The sequence below is a fragment of the Pseudomonas abyssi genome (assembly GCF_003444685.1).
GTDB classification, from domain to species: Bacteria; Pseudomonadota; Gammaproteobacteria; order Pseudomonadales; family Pseudomonadaceae; genus Halopseudomonas; species Halopseudomonas abyssi.
In genome coordinates this window covers 274311-290351 of the sequence record NZ_LMAZ01000001.1, presented here as the reverse complement: position 1 = coordinate 290351, position 16041 = coordinate 274311, and the positions used below count along the sequence as shown (strand labels likewise).

Annotated in this window: 17 protein-coding genes; 5 read left to right on the top strand and 12 right to left on the bottom strand. The window is 61.6% G+C overall.

Features of this window, described 5'->3' with window-relative positions; all coding sequences use genetic code 11:
* Nucleotides 1-123: 123 nt before the first annotated feature.
* Together ASB58_RS01425 and ASB58_RS01420 are read right to left on the bottom strand one after the other, a co-directional pair.
* Nucleotides 124-777, bottom strand: a complete 654-nt coding sequence (locus ASB58_RS01425; protein ID WP_083727517.1) for a YiaD family glycine zipper/OmpA-like lipoprotein — start codon at nucleotides 775-777, stop codon at nucleotides 124-126.
* A 65-nt stretch (nucleotides 778-842) separates the two neighbouring features.
* The gene (locus ASB58_RS01420; protein WP_096003926.1) at nucleotides 843-1484 is read right to left on the bottom strand and encodes an MBL fold metallo-hydrolase; all 642 of its coding nucleotides are present in this window, start codon (nucleotides 1482-1484) and stop codon (nucleotides 843-845) included.
* Between the two features lie 152 nt (nucleotides 1485-1636).
* On the opposite strand from ASB58_RS01420, the gene ASB58_RS01415 reads away from it, so the two are divergent.
* Nucleotides 1637-1978 carry a YggL family protein gene (locus ASB58_RS01415; protein WP_118129102.1) on the top strand — a complete coding sequence of 114 codons (342 nt, stop codon included), beginning with the start codon at nucleotides 1637-1639 and terminating at the stop codon, nucleotides 1976-1978.
* 40 nt (nucleotides 1979-2018) lie between these two features.
* Here ASB58_RS01415 and ASB58_RS01410 read toward each other — a convergent pair whose 3' ends face one another.
* The 6 genes from ASB58_RS01410 to ASB58_RS01385 form a co-directional block, all read right to left on the bottom strand.
* Nucleotides 2019-2987: a PstS family phosphate ABC transporter substrate-binding protein gene (locus ASB58_RS01410; RefSeq protein WP_118129101.1), complete on the bottom strand. Its 969-nt coding sequence runs from the start codon at nucleotides 2985-2987 to the stop codon at nucleotides 2019-2021.
* Nucleotides 2984-3211 carry a hypothetical protein gene (locus ASB58_RS01405; protein WP_096003923.1) on the bottom strand — a complete coding sequence of 76 codons (228 nt, stop codon included), beginning with the start codon at nucleotides 3209-3211 and terminating at the stop codon, nucleotides 2984-2986. The genes ASB58_RS01410 and ASB58_RS01405 overlap by 4 nt, the downstream gene beginning before the upstream one ends.
* A gap of 30 nt (nucleotides 3212-3241) precedes the next feature.
* Nucleotides 3242-4399, bottom strand: coding sequence for a Na/Pi symporter (locus ASB58_RS01400; protein WP_118129100.1), 1158 nt, complete (start codon nucleotides 4397-4399; stop codon nucleotides 3242-3244).
* Nucleotides 4400-4486: 87 nt separating this feature from the next.
* Entirely contained in the window at nucleotides 4487-5398 is a 912-nt protein-coding gene (gene ppk2, locus ASB58_RS01395) for a polyphosphate kinase 2 (protein ID WP_096003921.1), read from the bottom strand.
* A gap of 98 nt (nucleotides 5399-5496) precedes the next feature.
* The gene (locus tag ASB58_RS01390; RefSeq protein WP_118129099.1) at nucleotides 5497-5871 is read right to left on the bottom strand and encodes a GFA family protein; all 375 of its coding nucleotides are present in this window, start codon (nucleotides 5869-5871) and stop codon (nucleotides 5497-5499) included.
* A gap of 74 nt (nucleotides 5872-5945) precedes the next feature.
* Nucleotides 5946-6542 carry a DJ-1/PfpI family protein gene (locus ASB58_RS01385; protein WP_118129098.1) on the bottom strand — a complete coding sequence of 199 codons (597 nt, stop codon included), beginning with the start codon at nucleotides 6540-6542 and terminating at the stop codon, nucleotides 5946-5948.
* Between the two features lie 87 nt (nucleotides 6543-6629).
* On the opposite strand from ASB58_RS01385, the gene ASB58_RS01380 reads away from it, so the two are divergent.
* Nucleotides 6630-7976 carry an aminotransferase-like domain-containing protein gene (locus tag ASB58_RS01380; protein WP_118129964.1) on the top strand — a complete coding sequence of 449 codons (1347 nt, stop codon included), beginning with the start codon at nucleotides 6630-6632 and terminating at the stop codon, nucleotides 7974-7976.
* Here the strand turns inward: ASB58_RS01380 and ASB58_RS01375 are convergent.
* Together ASB58_RS01375 and ASB58_RS01370 are read right to left on the bottom strand one after the other, a co-directional pair.
* Nucleotides 7973-8857: a carbon-nitrogen hydrolase family protein gene (locus ASB58_RS01375; protein ID WP_118129097.1), complete on the bottom strand. Its 885-nt coding sequence runs from the start codon at nucleotides 8855-8857 to the stop codon at nucleotides 7973-7975. The two genes, ASB58_RS01380 and ASB58_RS01375, sit on opposite strands and share 4 nt — an antisense overlap.
* Nucleotides 8857-9444, bottom strand: coding sequence for a GNAT family N-acetyltransferase (locus ASB58_RS01370; protein ID WP_118129096.1), 588 nt, complete (start codon nucleotides 9442-9444; stop codon nucleotides 8857-8859). Before ASB58_RS01370 ends, ASB58_RS01375 begins: the two co-directional genes overlap by 1 nt.
* Before the next feature lie 100 nt (nucleotides 9445-9544).
* On the opposite strand from ASB58_RS01370, the gene ASB58_RS01365 reads away from it, so the two are divergent.
* Together ASB58_RS01365 and ASB58_RS01360 are read left to right on the top strand one after the other, a co-directional pair.
* A complete protein-coding gene (locus tag ASB58_RS01365) occupies nucleotides 9545-9943 on the top strand; it encodes a ketosteroid isomerase-related protein (RefSeq protein ID WP_118129095.1) in 399 nt (132 codons plus the stop codon).
* 102 nt (nucleotides 9944-10045) lie between these two features.
* Nucleotides 10046-10978, top strand: coding sequence for an autotransporter domain-containing protein (locus ASB58_RS01360; protein ID WP_118129094.1), 933 nt, complete (start codon nucleotides 10046-10048; stop codon nucleotides 10976-10978).
* A gap of 51 nt (nucleotides 10979-11029) precedes the next feature.
* Here the strand turns inward: ASB58_RS01360 and ASB58_RS01355 are convergent, their stop codons facing one another.
* Nucleotides 11030-12391 (bottom strand): DUF1329 domain-containing protein, encoded by a 1362-nt coding sequence (locus tag ASB58_RS01355; RefSeq protein WP_096004038.1) that lies wholly within the window; start codon nucleotides 12389-12391, stop codon nucleotides 11030-11032.
* Nucleotides 12392-12844: 453 nt separating this feature from the next.
* Nucleotides 12845-14530 carry a fatty acid--CoA ligase gene (locus ASB58_RS01350; RefSeq protein ID WP_118129093.1) on the bottom strand — a complete coding sequence of 562 codons (1686 nt, stop codon included), beginning with the start codon at nucleotides 14528-14530 and terminating at the stop codon, nucleotides 12845-12847.
* 225 nt (nucleotides 14531-14755) lie between these two features.
* Here ASB58_RS01350 and ASB58_RS01345 point away from each other — a divergent pair, with 225 nt between their 5' ends.
* Nucleotides 14756-15937: an acetyl-CoA C-acyltransferase gene (locus tag ASB58_RS01345; RefSeq protein ID WP_118129092.1), complete on the top strand. Its 1182-nt coding sequence runs from the start codon at nucleotides 14756-14758 to the stop codon at nucleotides 15935-15937.
* Nucleotides 15938-16041: the final 104 nt, after the last annotated feature.

Here is a 16041-nt window from a genome sequence, read left to right as displayed (position 1 = left end):
GGGACGAACCCCAGTGCACACTCCACCCTTCGAGCATCCAACAGACTAAGCCAGTGCAGCTACTCGGAGAATAAAAAAAGGCCAACCGGTTACCCGGTTGGCCTTTTTACTGCCGCGTCCTGATCAAAGCTGACGCAGGGTGATCTCTACACGGCGGTTCTGTGCGCGACCTGCTTCGGTATCGTTGCTGGCAATCGGCTGGCTGGGGCCAACGCCGGCGCTGCTGATGCGCGCGCCGCTCACACCCTGACCGGACAGGTAGGAGGCGACGCTGGTGGCACGCTCACGCGACAGGCGCATGTTCAGCTCCTGAGAGCCGGTGCTGTCGGTGTGGCCAACAATGTTGATACCGTTCTGATCGAACTCCTTGAACACCTTCACCAGCGAGTTCAGGGTCGGGTAAAAGCTGCTGGCGATATCGGAGGAGCCGGAGGCAAAGGTGATGTTGCCCGGCATGACCAGTTGCAGGGTGTCACCGTTACGGATGACCTGCACACCGGTGCCGGTCAGTTCCTGGCGCAGGCGCTGCTCCTGCTTGTCGACGTAATAGCCGTAGCCGCCACCCGCTGCACCGCCCACGGCGGCGCCGATCAGCGCGCCCTTGGCACGGTCGTCGCTGCTGGAGGTAGCGGCGCCAATGGCGGCCCCTGCCAATGCGCCAATACCGCCGTAGGTCGCTGACTTGCCGGCCTGCTCTTCGCCGGTGTAGGGGTTATTGGTGCAACCTGCAATCATCAGTGCGCAGGCACCGGCGACAATCAAACCTTGGCTTTTCATATTGATTCCCTTGTTTCGTTGGTTCCAGACCATCAGGCAGAGGCACAACCCTGCCTGTACGCAGCTTAGCCGCGAATAAACGGATTCTCGCGAATCTCCTCTCCGATGCGCGTCTCCGGTCCATGGCCGGTAACGACAACCGCATCTTCATCGAGGCTATAGAGTCTCTGACGGATGGATTGTTCAATCTGGCGATAATCTCCGCCCCACAGGTCAGTGCGACCAATACCGCGCCGGAACAGCGTATCGCCGGCAATCAACAGCTTGTCCTGCGGAAACCAGAAGCTCATCGAGCCCGGCGTGTGCCCCGGTGTATGCAGCGCCACGCCGCAGCCGCAGGCCAGTTCCTGGTCATCGCTGAGCCACTGATCCGGTGCCGGCACCGGCGTGTAGGGCACGCCGAACATCTTGCACTGCATCTCCAGATTGTCCCAGAGGAACTGGTCTTCCTTGTGCAGGTGCAGCGTTGCGCCGGTCGCCTTTTTCAATTCGCCTGAGGCAAGAAAATGGTCCAGGTGCGCGTGGGTGTGAATAATGCTGACCAGTGTGAGCCCCAGCTCGTCCAGGCGTTTGAGAATAAACTGATGGTCGCCGCCCGGGTCCACCACGATGGCTTTTTTGCTGACGGGGTCACCAATCAGCGTGCAGTTGCACTGCAACGGGCCAACGGGGAAGGTTTCGCGGATCAGGCTGGGTGTCTGGTGCATGGCAAATCCAGGTCAGGCGATGGGTCAGGCCACGTACCTTGCGCGGCCAGCGAATAAACCGAGTATACCAGCGCCTCCAGGCGACAACCGGCAGTGACTGTCATCTACGAGCTGCTACAATCCGCGCACTCACCCGCCAAGAGGACTATTTAATGGCTACCAACCGCTCGCGCCGCCTGCGCAAGAAGCTCTGTGTCGACGAATTCCAGGAACTGGGCTTCGAACTGAATCTGGAATTCAAGCAAGACCTGTCCGACGAAGCCATCGACAGCTACCTGAATCAATTCCTGCGCGAGGCTATCATCGCTAACGGTCTGGATTACGTAGGCGGAGAAGACTTTGGCCTGATTTGTCTGGCCAAGCGTGGCTCGGTTACTGAAGAGCAGCGCAGCGCCGTCGAAAACTGGCTCAAAGGCCGCGACGAGCTGGCCAGTTTCACTGTCAGCCCGCTGCAGGATGCCTGGTATCCGAGCATGCCGATTCCGGCAGCCTGATACCAGAACGCCGCCGGGCTGCTGCCCGGCGGCTGTTCGTCTAGTCCTGGTACAACTCGTCCAGGCCCAGCCCCACCGCCAGTTCGCCGCCAAAGCGCGTGCCGGTTTGCCCCTCTGCCAGACGCTGCTGCGCCTTGCCATAGGCCTCTACCGACAACGGCATGTAGCCGGTCACATGCAACCAGTGCCGCACGCCATCCAGGTAGCCCTCCAGAAAGGGCCGCAAGGTTGCCTTCTGCTTCAGCGCATCGGCGTTCACATACAGGAACAGCGGCCGCGCCAGCGGCTGATACTGGCCACCCAACACCTCGTTCAACGCCGGATAGACCGGTCCTTTACCGCTATCCACCGCGACGTCATGCAGCTCCTGCCAATGCCGGAAGTAAGCGCCGACACCAAAGAAGCCCAGTGCATCAGGCTCCGCCAGCATGGCCTCGACCAGCTCCTCTTCGTTCTCGCTGGCCAGGTAATCACCGCGGCTGGCACGCGTTTCGCCGTTGATCACGGCGGTGAAGTAATCGTAGGTACCGGAGTTGCTGCCACGACCAAACAGACTGACAGGCCGATCCGGCCACTCGGCGCGCAGGTCCTGCCAGGTGATTTCCTGGCCCTCGGCCTGCGGCTGCCACAGTGTTTTCAGCTCATCGGTGGTGATGTCGCGCACCCAGTCATTGCTGCCATTGACGACAATGGCGATGGCGTCAAAGGCGATGGGCAGCTCGACATAACGCACACCGGCGGCCTCACAGCTCGCCATCTCCTCGCGGTTGATCGGCCGCGAGGCATTGCTGATGTCGGTTTCACCGGCGCAAAAGCGTCGGAACCCCGCAGTGGTGCCGGAGAACCGATTATCAACCACCAGCTTGCTGCGCTCAGCCGCTTGCTGGGTGATGGGAAACACGGTGCTGGAACCATCGGCCAGGATGGTATCGCTGGCAAACGCCGGCGACGCCAGCAGTCCGGCAATCAGCCCGCTCAGGGTTAGACGTCGAACAGTGCTCAGTGTCATGGCTTTTTGCTCCGCAGCTCGTCCAGCACGAGCTGGAAGAAGACTTTGACCTGCCCCCACTTGACCGGCGTCCACTCGGGGCTCAGCTCGATGCTATCGACCAGCGCATGCTGGGCGTCGGCCTCGCGCTCATCCAGCTCGGCACGGATTTCATGGATGCGCTGTTCTGTCTCGTCCAGGATGGCTTTCAATTCCTGGGTCGAAAGATGCTCAAGATCAGTCATGATGTTTCCTTCCTTTGAAGTATCTGGTGATCAAAACACCATGCTCGCCGCGATCAGCAGCAGCGGCAGCACGATAAACACACCCAGCATCCAGATGGCGGCAAAGATCTTCTTCTCGGCCGCAATATCGGCCAGCCATTCGGCCCCCTTGATGGGCAGGTCACGCAGGAACGGCAGGCCAAAGATCACCACCACGGCGAAGACGTTGAACATCAGGTGCACCAGCGCAATCTGCAGCGCTGACGAGGCCACCGCCCCGCCAACCGCCGTGGCGGCCAGCAAGGCCGTGACCGTGGTGCCGATGTTGGCACCCAGCATAAAGGGATAGATCTGCCTCAGGCTGAAGGTACCGGAGCCGGCCAACGGGACCATCAGGCTGGTGGTGGTCGAGGAGGACTGCACAAAGGTGGTCACCAGCGCACCGGAAGCGATGCCGGCAACCGGCCCACGGCCGATCGCCGAGTGCAGTACTTCCTTCGCCTTGCCGACCATCAGCACCTTGAGCAGCTTGCCGGTGTAGGTGATGGCCACAAAGATCAGCACCAACCCGGCCAGCACCATTGCTGCACCCGCCATGGCCCCCGGCAGCAAGCCGGTGACGCTGTCGACCAGGTTGACGAAGGGCTTGGTCAGGCTTTTCATGAAGTTCATGTCGGACATCGAATAGCTGTCCGCGCCCACCAGCAGGGTTGCCAGCCAGGCCGATACCTTTTCCAGCAGGCCAAACATGATCTCCAGCGGTAAAAAGATCGCAACGGCAATCAGGTTGAAAAAGTCATGCACGGTGGCCGCCGAAAAGGCCCGTCGAAATTCGCTCTTGTCACGCACATGGCCGAGGCTGACCAACGTGTTGGTCACGGTGGTGCCCACGTTGGAGCCCATGATCATGGGAATGGCGATACCCACCGGCAGCCCGCCCGCGACCATGCCGACGATCAGTGAGGTAACGGTTGAGGACGACTGAATCAGCGCCGTGGCAACAATGCCGATAACCAGGCCCACATAGGGGTTGGAGGCAAAGGAGAACAGCTCCTGAGCCTGCCCTCCCGTTGCCGCCTTGAAACCGGAACCGATCATGCTGACCGCGCAGATCAGCACATAGATCAATCCGAGTACGGCCAGCCACTGAGGCCAGCGGCTGCCGCTGACTGCCTGCGGTGCCGGTAACGCTTCTGCGTTGCTGTTCATGGAAACTCCTCCGTTGAGAAAAGGCCATCATCAGCTCGCCGCATGACAGAGCGGTGACGCCCGGCAAGCTGTGCGATGGCGTCAGGGTCAGTAGCGCTTGGGAACGTAAAGCTCGTTGGGCAGGGTCTGGCGCTCGTAATCCGGATCAAACACCCGATCGGGCAGATCAATCTTGTCCTGGGTCACGCTTTGGTAGGGTATGTGGTCCAGCAGGTGATGGATGCAGTCCAGCCGCGCGCGCTTTTTGTCATTGCCCTCAACGATGTACCAGGGCGCCTCGGGAATGTTGGTACGCGCGAACATCTCTTCCTTGGCCCGGGTGTAGTCTTCCCAGCGCACCCGCGACTGCAGATCCATGGGCGAGAGCTTCCACTGCTTCATCGGGTCGTGAATGCGCATGAGAAAACGCATCTGCTGCTCTTCGTCGGTAATCGAAAACCAGTACTTGATCAGGATGATCCCCGAACGCACCAGCATGCGCTCAAACTCCGGCACATCCTCGAAGAACTGCTCTACCTGGCCTTCGCTGGCAAAGCCCATCACCCGTTCAACCCCGGCGCGGTTATACCAGGAGCGGTCGAACAGCACGATTTCACCGGCGGCCGGCAGGTGCGGCACATAGCGCTGGAAATACCACTGGGTACGCTCCCGGTCGGTCGGCTTGGGCAAGGCCACCACCCGGCAAACACGCGGATTGAGCCGCTGGGTAATACGTTTGATCACCCCGCCCTTACCCGCCGCATCGCGCCCTTCAAACACCACCACAACCTTCTGCCCGGTACTGGCAACCCAGTCCTGCAGTTTGATCAGCTCGGACTGCAGCGGCAGCAGCGCTTCAAAATAGTGGCGTCGTTCCAGTGTGGGGGCATGGTTGGATTTGTAGATACGGCGCAGCGCCAGCGACAGTTCCGGATCGGAGATTTCCATTTCCAGATCTTCGTCAAACGCATCAGCCAGTTCGGCTTCAAGCCAGCTCAAGGAGCCCGGGGAGTCTTGCATGACCTGATCCTGTGGTCGAAAGGGGAAGGCGGCGCATGAGGCGCCATCCCCTTAAGCTAGGATCAGTAGATGAACAAATAATGAACAGTTGCTTGCTGTCAGCCTTCGCGGTCGCGCTCATGGCCCTGCACGCCAGCAAAGGCAGGCAACCAGGCCTCGCGGCGACAGGTCCACAGCTGGTAGCTGGGCGCAAACAGGCTCGGCGCATCCAGCGCACCCAAGTGCACTTCCATCTCATCACCACTGCGCGAATAAACCGACGAGCCGCAGACCGGGCAGAAGTATCGTCCCGCGTACTCGGCGACCTGACCTGTCACCTGCACTGCCGCACCCGGGAAAATAGCCGATGCATGAAACAGTGCACCATGATGCTTGCGGCAATCCATACAATGGCAGACACCCACGCGCAGCGGCTCACCCTCCGCGCGCAAGCGCACGGCGCCGCAAAGACAGCCGCCGAATACTGTGTTCATTACCCTGCCCTCCGCCGCGCAAATCCTCTCCAGAACCATCCTGCGATCAGTATCTCGCCGAGGCAAGCATGGACTCAGCCAGAGGAGCTCAGCTGCTCCAGGACGCGCTGCACCAGCGCATCCTTCTCACCCACTGGGGCGACGTAATGAATCGCCTGTGCCGCCGCCTCCTCCCCCGACAACCGCCAGATAAGCCAAGCCGCCAGATAAACCGACGCCAGACAACCACCGGCGGTGGCGATATTGCCCTGTTGAAAAAACGGCTGCTCCAGCACCTCAACTCCTGCCTCAACGACCCAGGGACGAGTAGTCAGATCAGTGCACGCGGGGATACCGTTCAACAGACCAAGCTTGGCCAGCAGCAACGCGCCGGAGCACTGTGCCGCCAGCAGCTGGCGCTCGGGGTCGAGGTGCAGCTGCGCCATCAGGCCGTCGTCAGCAGCAATCTGCCGCGTCTGCATACCGCTGCCGACCAGCACCGCATCCGCGCTGCACGCCTCTGCCAGCGAGACTTGCCGATCAACCACCAGCCCGTTCATCGAACGCGGGCGCTCGACCGGGCTGGCGATGGTCACGCGCCAGTCGTCACGGCGCACTCGATTGAGAATGCCGTAGGCGATAAAGGAGTCGAGCTCGTTGAATCCATCGAAGGTCAGGATACTGATGTGCATGGCATTTCACCCTCTGAGCAGGTTGCTGTTGCCGCGCAGAATCAGATGAAAGAACATGACAATCAATTAATTGTCATGGATACAACAATGCCTGCAGCTCGCTACAAGCGCCTGGTTGACCACCTCGCCGAACAGATCCGCGCCGGCGCGCTGCCACCCGGTACTCGCCTGCCCACCCATCGCAGCCTGGCGCGGCAGGAGCAGTTCGCCCTGACCACCGCGTCGCGCGTGTACGCCGAGCTCGAATCAATGGGGCTGGTCAGCGCCGAAACCGGACGCGGTACCTTTGTGCGGGAAACCAGCGTGCCTGCTGGCCACGGCATCGACCAGAGCCCAACCGCACCGGGCATGTGCGATCTGAACTTCAACTACCCGGAATTGCCGGAACAGGCTGAGTTGCTGCGCGATGCGCTACGCCAGCTGGCCAGCGCAGGCGATCTGGATGCGCTGCTGCGTTACCAGCCCCACGCCGGGCGCCGGCACGAGCGCGCAATCATCGCAGGCCACCTGGGCACGCGCGGGCTGGCGGTTAGCGCTGAGCAGGTGTTGCTGGTCAGCGGTGCCCAGCACGGGTTGACCGTCGCCCTGATGAGCCAGCTCAAAGCGGGTGACGTGATTGCCGCCGACGCCCTGACCTACCCCGGTTTCAAGGCGATTGCTCACGCCCTGCAGCTGGAGGTGCTGCCGCTCCCCCCTGACGACAACGGGCCGGATCTGGCCGCACTCGACGCACTCTGCCAGCGTCGCAAGGTACGTGCCCTGTATTGCATGCCCACGCTGCACAACCCGCTGGGCTGGGTCATGGGCCGTGGGCAGCGCAAGCAACTGGCGGCACTGGCGCGCAAGCACGATTTGCTGCTGATCGAAGACGCCGCCTATGCCTTCCTCGCGGTAGATCCGCCAGCGCCGCTATACAACTTTGCGCCGGAACGTACCCTCTACGTTTCGGGATTTTCTAAAAGCGTGGCCACCGGCCTGCGGGTAGGGTACCTGGTTGCGCCGGTCAGCCGGATAGCCAATCTGGAACGTGCAATCAGGGCTACAGCCTGGAATACCCCCGCCATGCTCACCCGCATCACCTGCGACTGGATAACCGATGGCACGGTGCAGCAACTAGAGCAGGCCAAGCGCCGCGATGCGGCAGCGCGTCAGCAATGCGCTCGCCGTGTGCTGCATGGCCTGCCCTGGCACGGGCATCCAAACAGCTATTTTCTCTGGTTGCCGCTGCCAGCGACGGTACGCGCTGAGCAGGTGGTCTCCGCACTCTTGCAGCGCAAGGTGTCGGTATCCAGCGCAGCACCCTTTGCAGTGGGTGATCACAGGCCGCAGGCGATCCGGCTGGCGCTGGGTTCGCTCGACAAAGCACGCCTTGAATCAGCGCTGTTGCTGGTCAAAGAGGTGATCGACGCCGCCGCATGTGGCGCACTCGGCTAACGCTTGACTGCGCCGAGCGTCTCAAACTGCTTCGGCCAGTCACGCCGGGTAAATACCTGACCGTGGTCCCGCAGCCGACGCACCTCGTCCAGGTCCAGCTGGCAGATCAGCCACTGACTGCTGTCCGGGCATAGCTCGAGGCTTTCGGCGACGATACCGTCGGCCGGCATGCCGTAGTCCGAAGGCACATAGAGCGCAGCGCGGCCGTTGTTTTCATCCAGCGCGGGCGTCCAGCCGGCCATGCCGACGGTCGGCGACTGCAGCACCGCAATCTGGTTTTCCAGTGCCCGCGCCCGCGCGCCAGTGCGCACCCGATAAAAGCCGGCAACCGTGTCGGTACAGCTGGGCGCCAGAATCAGATCCGCGCCCTGCTCAGACAACGTCCGCGCCAGCATGGGGAACTCGTTGTCATAACAGATCAGAATGCCAAGCTTGCCCAGGTCGGTGTCGAATACCGTCAGTTCGCTACCGCCGGCGATATTCCACTGCTCCAATTCAAAGCGGGTCATCATCAGCTTGTCCTGACGGCCGAGACAGCCCTCGGGGCCAAACAGCCAGGCGCGGTTGCGGTATTGCCCATCGTCGTCCAGCACCGGGATCGAGCCCGGCTGCAGATAGACATTGCAGTCCCGCGCGATCTGCTCGCACAGCGCCAGCCAGCGCGGCAGTAGCGGCTGGATGCCGGCAATGGAGGCATGCAGGTCAGCGCGCTCGGCAGCTGGCAGCTGGCCGCTCAGCACCAGCCCTGCGTACTCGGGCAACAGCAACAGCTGGGCACCTTGCTCGGCTGCCTGTTGGCACAACGAAGTGAGATGCGCGGCGTAAGCGTCCCAGGTTTCCAGCAGATCGATGTGGTACTGACAAGCTGCAAGGGTGATCATCAGACTAGCTCCTTAAGCCAGAACGACATCGGCTTGGCCGAGTCTTCGGTTTCATCCAGATCGCGCCAGTGGTAGACCGTCGCCAGCTCAGGGTGATGCTGGTAGCCGCGCCGCGCCCAGAAGGCATCGAGCGGCTGATAGCCCGCAGGCCGCCGCGGATGATCTGCCGGGCGCTGCACCGCGCAGAAAGCGGACCAGTCAAAACGCCCCAGCCGCCGAGCATGGGACTCCCGCTCAGCAAAGAAACGCACGCCCAGCCCCTTGCCGCGCCAGGCCGGCAGCACAACAGACTCGGCGCAGTAGAAGGTGCGCTCGCAATCCCACCCCTGCTCGACAAAGGGCTGCTTGAACTCGTCCGTCTCATCCGCCAGCGGCAAGGCCGTGGACGCACCGACTACCTGACCTTGGTCCTGCACCAGCACACACAGGCTGTCGGCGCTACGCAGGTAGGTGGAGAGGTACTCGGCCTCGTAAGCACGGCTGCCGTCGTACAGATAGGGGAAGTCACGAAACACACGAATGCGCAGCTCCGCCAATGCATCAATCCAGGGCGCGATCTGTTGCCCGCTGAGCAGTTGAATGTCCATGCTGAAACTCGCTGCCAGTTTGTCTCGCCGGCGTCTGTACCGGCACTTGCGGGCAACTTATCATGGCTGCAGCCTAACCCGTAACAGGAGCTCTAGAACCGTGACCACCCAGGATCTGATTCAGGCCTACTACGACGCCTTCAATGCCGCCGACATGCCCGCCTTTCTCGCCCTGCTCAGCGACGATGTGGTGCACGACATCAACCAGGGCGAGCGGCAGGTCGGCAAGGCAGTATTTGCCGAGTTCATGGACAAGATGAATCGCTGCTACCGCGAACAACTGACCGACATGGTCATCATGGTCAGCGCTGACGGCAGCCGCGCCGCTGCCGAGTTTCTCGTCAACGGCGAATACCTGGCCGACGACGAGGGCCTGCCGCCGGCCAACGGCCAGAAATACGTGCTGCCGGCCGGTGCGTTCTTTGAAGTCAAAAACGGCAAGGTCGCGCGCATCAGCAACTACTACAACTTGAACGACTGGGTCGCCCAGGTCTGCTGAATGCCGCCGGACTGACCCTGGCCCGCGCAGCCGCCACGCGCCTGAACTATGCTGAGTTTGCCCGACAACCACGGGCTCCTTGCGAGCGGAACAGGACGGTCCATGGTCAATCGTTTTCTCGGCGCAAGCGCGCTAATCTTCAGCAGTGCCGCCGTTCAGGCGGCGCCCCTGCAATTACAGGGCAGCGGGGTAGAGGACGCCATCAACGGTGTGCTGACGCTGATGTCCTATTCCATGACCCTGGACCTGGCTTCCAGCTCGCTCAGTATCAATGATCGCGATACCGGCAACCCGGCACTGCAGATGACCCAGCTGGGCGGCGGCGCCACCATGAGCGACGAGATCCCGCTGTACCTCGAAGGCTCGGTTGCCTACAGCCGCTACGACCCCAAGTTTGTTGCCTCCGATGGGGTCGAAACCCGAACGCTGCCGACCAAGTGGACCTCGGTTACCGCAGCCGGCGGCATCGGCTGGGACTTCGCGCTGAACGACGAGTGGGTTATCCGCCCCATCGGCAACATTGCGCTGGGTTACATGACCAGCGACCTGAACAGCGCGCGCCTGTACCTCAACTACACCTACGACCGGGATATCGAGTTTCTCGACGACGGGCACATGGCCGCACTCGGCTTGGGCGGCGCGCTGATGCTGGACTGGGAGCGGGTACGGCCGGACTACGAAGTGGATCTGGAGATGCGTTACAGCTACCTGGATCTGCAGAACATTGGCGGCACCAAGGTGATCGACGGACATACCAGCGCCGAGACCCTCAACCTGTGGAGCCGCTACCGGGCACCCACCAGGCTGACCGTATTCAAGCGGCCGTTACGCTATGTGCTGGAATACTCGCACTCCGAATACATCGGCGAGCAGCGCGGCGCGCTGGGTTTTGACCGGCTCTCCACCGTCGGCGTCGGCGTGGAGTTCGACTCCAGCGCCTACGAGGTGTTTGTTACCCGCACGCGTGTGCTGCTGCGACATATGTACGGCAATGGCGTGTCCGGTCTGGCGCTGAGTCTGGCGGTCAGCTTCTAGAAACGACAACGCCCGGCACAAGGCCGGGCGCTGGTATTGCCGAAGTACGACTTAGCGCACGCCGGACTGACGCAGTGCGGTCGGAGTGAACTCCGCGCCGGTCAGTTCATAGCCATAGCTGTAGTTGCTACGCTCTTCGTTGTTGGCACCCATGACCAGGTAGCGACCGGCGATCAGGTCGTACAGGGTTTCCATGGTGTAGCCCAGCACGCCGTCAGCGTAACGCTGGATCGCGTGTGCCTCGCCTACACGCCACAGCTCGCCACGACCATCGTAGTGGTCGATGTGCGCTGCCTGCCAAGAGTCCTCGTCGATAAACATGTGACGCTTGGCATAGATGTGGCGCTCGGTCGGCTTGACGTTGGCAACCACTTCCCAGACGCGGTGCAGCTCATAGCGCGCCAGATCCTGGTTGATGTGGCCAGCCTGGAAGATCTGGTCGTACTTGACCTGCGGCGAACCCAGCTCGTAGTTGTTGTAGGAGATGAACATCTCGCGCTTGCCGACCAGCTCCCAGTCGTAACGATCCGGCGCGCCGTTGTACAGGTCGAGGTTATCGGAAGTACGCATGCCGTCAGCGGCAGTACCCGGACCGTCGTAGGACACCTGCGGGGCACGGCGCACGCGACGCTGACCGGCATTGTAGATCCAGGCCATACGCGGGGTGGCGACCTGGTTGATGGTCTCGTGCACCAGCAGCACGTTACCGGCCAGACGTGCCGGGTCGGTCACCTGTTGCTTGAAGTAGTACAGCATGTCGGTCGCGCTGCCGGCCTCGTAGTCCTGCAGGCCAGTCGGGATCGCATACTCTTCTACAAAGCGAACAACGTTGTAGTTGCCATTAACCTGCGGAGTAGCCTGCACCACAGTGCGCTGGAAGGACTCACCACGGTAGCGGGTAACATGGTTCCAAACGACTTCCAGGCCGTCAGCCGGGATCGGGAAGGCGTTGGCCACGGTGTAGTTCTCCAGACCGTTGCCGCCCTGTACCAGAGTAGTGTTGGTCGCGTTCTTCGCAGTGGCGTCGTAGACGGCCTGCGGGAAGGCAGCTGAACGGTGGCTGGGGAATACGCGCATCTTGAAGGTGTCGGGGTAGCGCTTGAACATCGCGATCTGACCCGGCGCCAGGTTGTCAGCATATTGCTCGTAGTTGGCGGCGGTGATCACGAACAGCGGCTGCTCGCCACTGTAGGGGTTGGACAGGAAGCCGTTGGCATCAACCGGCGCGGCGTCCGTCGCCAGACCACCGGTCCAGGCCGGGATGGTGCCGGCCGCGTTGCCTGCGGTTTCTGCACCGATCGGTGTCAGGCTGTCGCCCAGCTTGGCGGCTTCCTGCTCGCTCACAGCGGCAAAGGCAGACGGTGCCAGCAGCGCGGAGGCCAGGAGTGTAGATGCAAGATGTGTGGGTTTCATTGATTCGCCCTGTTCTGCTTGGAGTTGTTTGGGGTAACCGGCCCAGCGCAGAGCTGCAACGACCATGACCGGTGTGATTCCCTCAAGGGGCACACGCGGTGCCTGCCGTCATACTTTCAGACGCACGACATCGCCCGCATTACCCAGAGCATAGACAACGGGGTAAGCAGCGACGGATTTATTAGGTTTTTTATAGGACTTGAGAGGGCCATGACTCTACTGCGTGAGTGCGAGCTAATCAAGCCTGAGTGTCCCGCGAACGTGCGGAAATAAGCCAGGTGAATAACGCAAAAACCCACCAAAATCGCCCCATACAGCAGCAAAATCAACATCTTGTGCAAACGATCGTTTGAGACACTTACCGCCTGATGAATCATTCCAAAAAGTAACCGGCGCGCAACAAAAAGGCCGCAGCGGGTTAGCCCGTTGCGGCCTGTTTTCAGCAGTGCCTGCTCAGTCCAGCGAGGAGATGCAGCTTGCCTCGGACTCGAGCCAGCCGGCGATGTCGCCGCGAATGCGCTTCTTGTCGAGTTTACCGACGCTGGTCTTGGGAATTTCCGACACTACAGCGATCTGACGCGGAATGGCCCACTTGTTGATATGGCCTTCTTCGACACTCGGCATCAGGTGATCGGCAATCGCCTGGGCGGTGACCGTCTGACCCGCTGCCGGCACGATCAGCGCAAACGGACGCTCATCCCAGCGCGGGTCAGGCACCCCGACCACGGCCACCTCGGCTACCAGCGGGCTGCGGCTGATACGATCTTCCAGCTCCAGCGAAGACAACCACTCGCCACCGGTCTTGATCACATCCTTGATGCGGTCACGGATCTCGATGGTGCCAGTGGGGCTGATGGTCGCCACATCACCGGTGTGCATCCAACCGCCGGCCCACAACTCTTTGCTCTTTTCCGGCTCACGGTAGTAAGCCTGGGTCAGCCAGGGCGCGCGCAGCACCAGTTCACCCTGGGTCACACCATCCTTGGGCAGGAAGCTGCCATCCGCGGCAATCACCTGCGCCTCGACCAGCGGCCCCGGCACACCGGCCTTGATGCGCTGGCTAATACGCTGCTCCTCGCTGGCGGCTTCATCCTCCAGGTTGATGTAGCCGGCGGAGATCAGCGGGCAGGTCTCAGACATGCCGTAAGCCGCCCCCAGCTGCATACCCTTGGCCTTGGCCGCGTTGTACAGCGAGCGATTCAGGGCGCTGCCGCCGATGATCACGCGCATGCCGCCAAAGTCGAAGTCCTTGGCGCCTTCGGCATTGAGCACCATCTGCAGAATGGTCGGTACGCAATGGGAGAAGGTGACCTTGTGCTCCTTGATCATCTGCACCAGGCGCTCCGGCTCATAACGACCGGGGTAGACCTGTTTGACCCCCAGCATGGTCGCGGTATAGGGCAGGCCCCAGGCGTGAACGTGGAACATCGGGGTGATCGGCATGTAGACGTCGCGGTTGCCCAACAGACGCACGCTGTCCAGCGCGGCCATGGACGTAGCCTGCCCAAGGGTGTGCAGCACCAGCTGACGATGGGTGAAATACACGCCTTTGGGGTTGCCGGTGGTGCCGGTGGTGTAAAAGGTCGTGGCGACCGAGTTCTCGTCAAAGTCCGGGAAGTCGTAGGTCGGCTCAGCGGCGGCGAGCAACTGCTCGTACTCGCCTGCCAGGCCGGGCAGATCAGCCGTCTTGTCTTCTTCGTCGGTCAGCAGGATGGTGGTGGTGACGGTGGTCAGCTGGTCTTCGATGGCCTTGTAGATCGGCACGAACTCACTGTTGATCAGTACCACGATGTCTTCGGCGTGATTCATCGTGTAGAGAATCTGATCCGGGGACAAACGGACGTTGATGGTGTGCATCACCGCACCGATCATGGGCACGGCGAACATGCACTCCAGATAGCGGTGGCTGTCCCAATCCATCATCGCCACCGTATCACCCGCCTTGACGCCCGCTTTGGTCAGGGCATCGGCCGCACGGCACACACGCTCATTGAAGGTGCGGTAATCGTAGCGTACCAGGTCACGGTAGATGATCTCCTGCGTGCGCTCGTAGCGCTGGCCGGTCAGCAGCAGGTTCTTGATCAGCAACGGTGTGGAGTGAGCCTCATCGGCCGGCTTGAGGATTCGAGTATTGAGCATTGAATGACCTACTGTTGTTGGGATTGTCAGGGCATGGAAGCGGTCGTAAAGCGCTGCCGACCAGCCATATCAAGTGTGCAGACTGATTCGCCGAGCGCAAGCGGAAATCATCATACGGATTTTCATTGGCACCATCATGCGTATAATTGTAAACAAAGTCGTTTTGTGACCAGAACGCCTGCCGCAGTCTAAACAAGCAAAATCAACCTTAAATCAGGAGCGGTCATGTCGGACCAGAGCATCGTAATTGTTGGGGGCGCACGTACTCCCATGGGTGGTTTTCAGGGCAGCCTGTCCAGCGTCAGTGCAGTCGATCTGGGCGCCATCAGCATCCGTGAAGCAGTGGCGCGGGCTGGCATCGCCGCCGCTGACGTCGACGAAGTCATCATGGGCTGCGTGCTGCCCGCCGGCCTGAAGCAGGGGCCCGCCCGCCAGGCCAGCCTGAACGCCGGCCTGCCAGCCGCCACCGGCTGCACCACCATCAACAAACTGTGCGGCTCCGGCATGAAAGCCGTGATGCAGGCCCACGATGCGCTCAAGGCTGGCAGCAACAGCGTGATGGTCGCCGGCGGCATGGAAAGCATGTCCAACGCGCCGTACCTTCTCGAGAAAGCCCGCAGCGGTCTGCGCATGGGTCATGGCGAGATCAAGGACCACATGTTCTTTGACGGTCTGGAAGACGCCCGCACCGGGCGCCTGATGGGCTCCTTCGCCCAGGACACCGCCGACCAGTACGGCCTGACCCGCGAAGACATGGACGCCTATGCCATCGAGTCGCTCAAGCGCGCCCAGGCCGCCATCGAGAACGGCACCCTGGCCAGCGAGATCGTCCCGGTCACGGTCAAAACCCGCAAGGGCGAGGTCGTGGTCAAGGACGACGAGCAGCCGCTGAACGCCAATCTGGACAAGATCCCGACCCTCAAACCGGCCTTCAAGAAAGACGGCACCGTCACCGCCGCCAACGCCAGCTCCATCTCCGATGGTGCCAGCGCCCTGGTGCTGATGACAGCCGCCGAAGCCGAACGCCGTGGCCTCAAGCCGCTGGCCCGCATTGTTGGCCATGCAACCCAGAGCCAGGACCCGAGCGAGTTCACGCTGGCCCCCATCGGCGCCATGACCAACCTGTTCAACAAGACGGGCTGGAGCGCCGCTGACGTCGACCTGTTCGAAATCAACGAAGCCTTCGCCATGGTCGCCATGCTGGCTATCCGTGAACACGGTCTGGATCACGCCAAGGTCAACATTTACGGCGGCGCCTGCGCCCAGGGCCATCCGGTCGGTTCCACCGGCTCACGCATCATCATTACCCTGATCAACGCGCTGCAGCAGACCGGCGGCAAGCGTGGCGTTGCCTCGCTGTGCATTGGTGGTGGTGAGGCGACGGCGGTTGCCATCGAATTGGTCTGATTCAGAGGGCGGGCTATCGGTGAATTGCTTTCTGCGTCGTGCCGCCCCTGACTCAGCCTTTCGCCTTCCCGGCGAGCCAAGGGGGGCTGCTTGCCCAGCCCCCC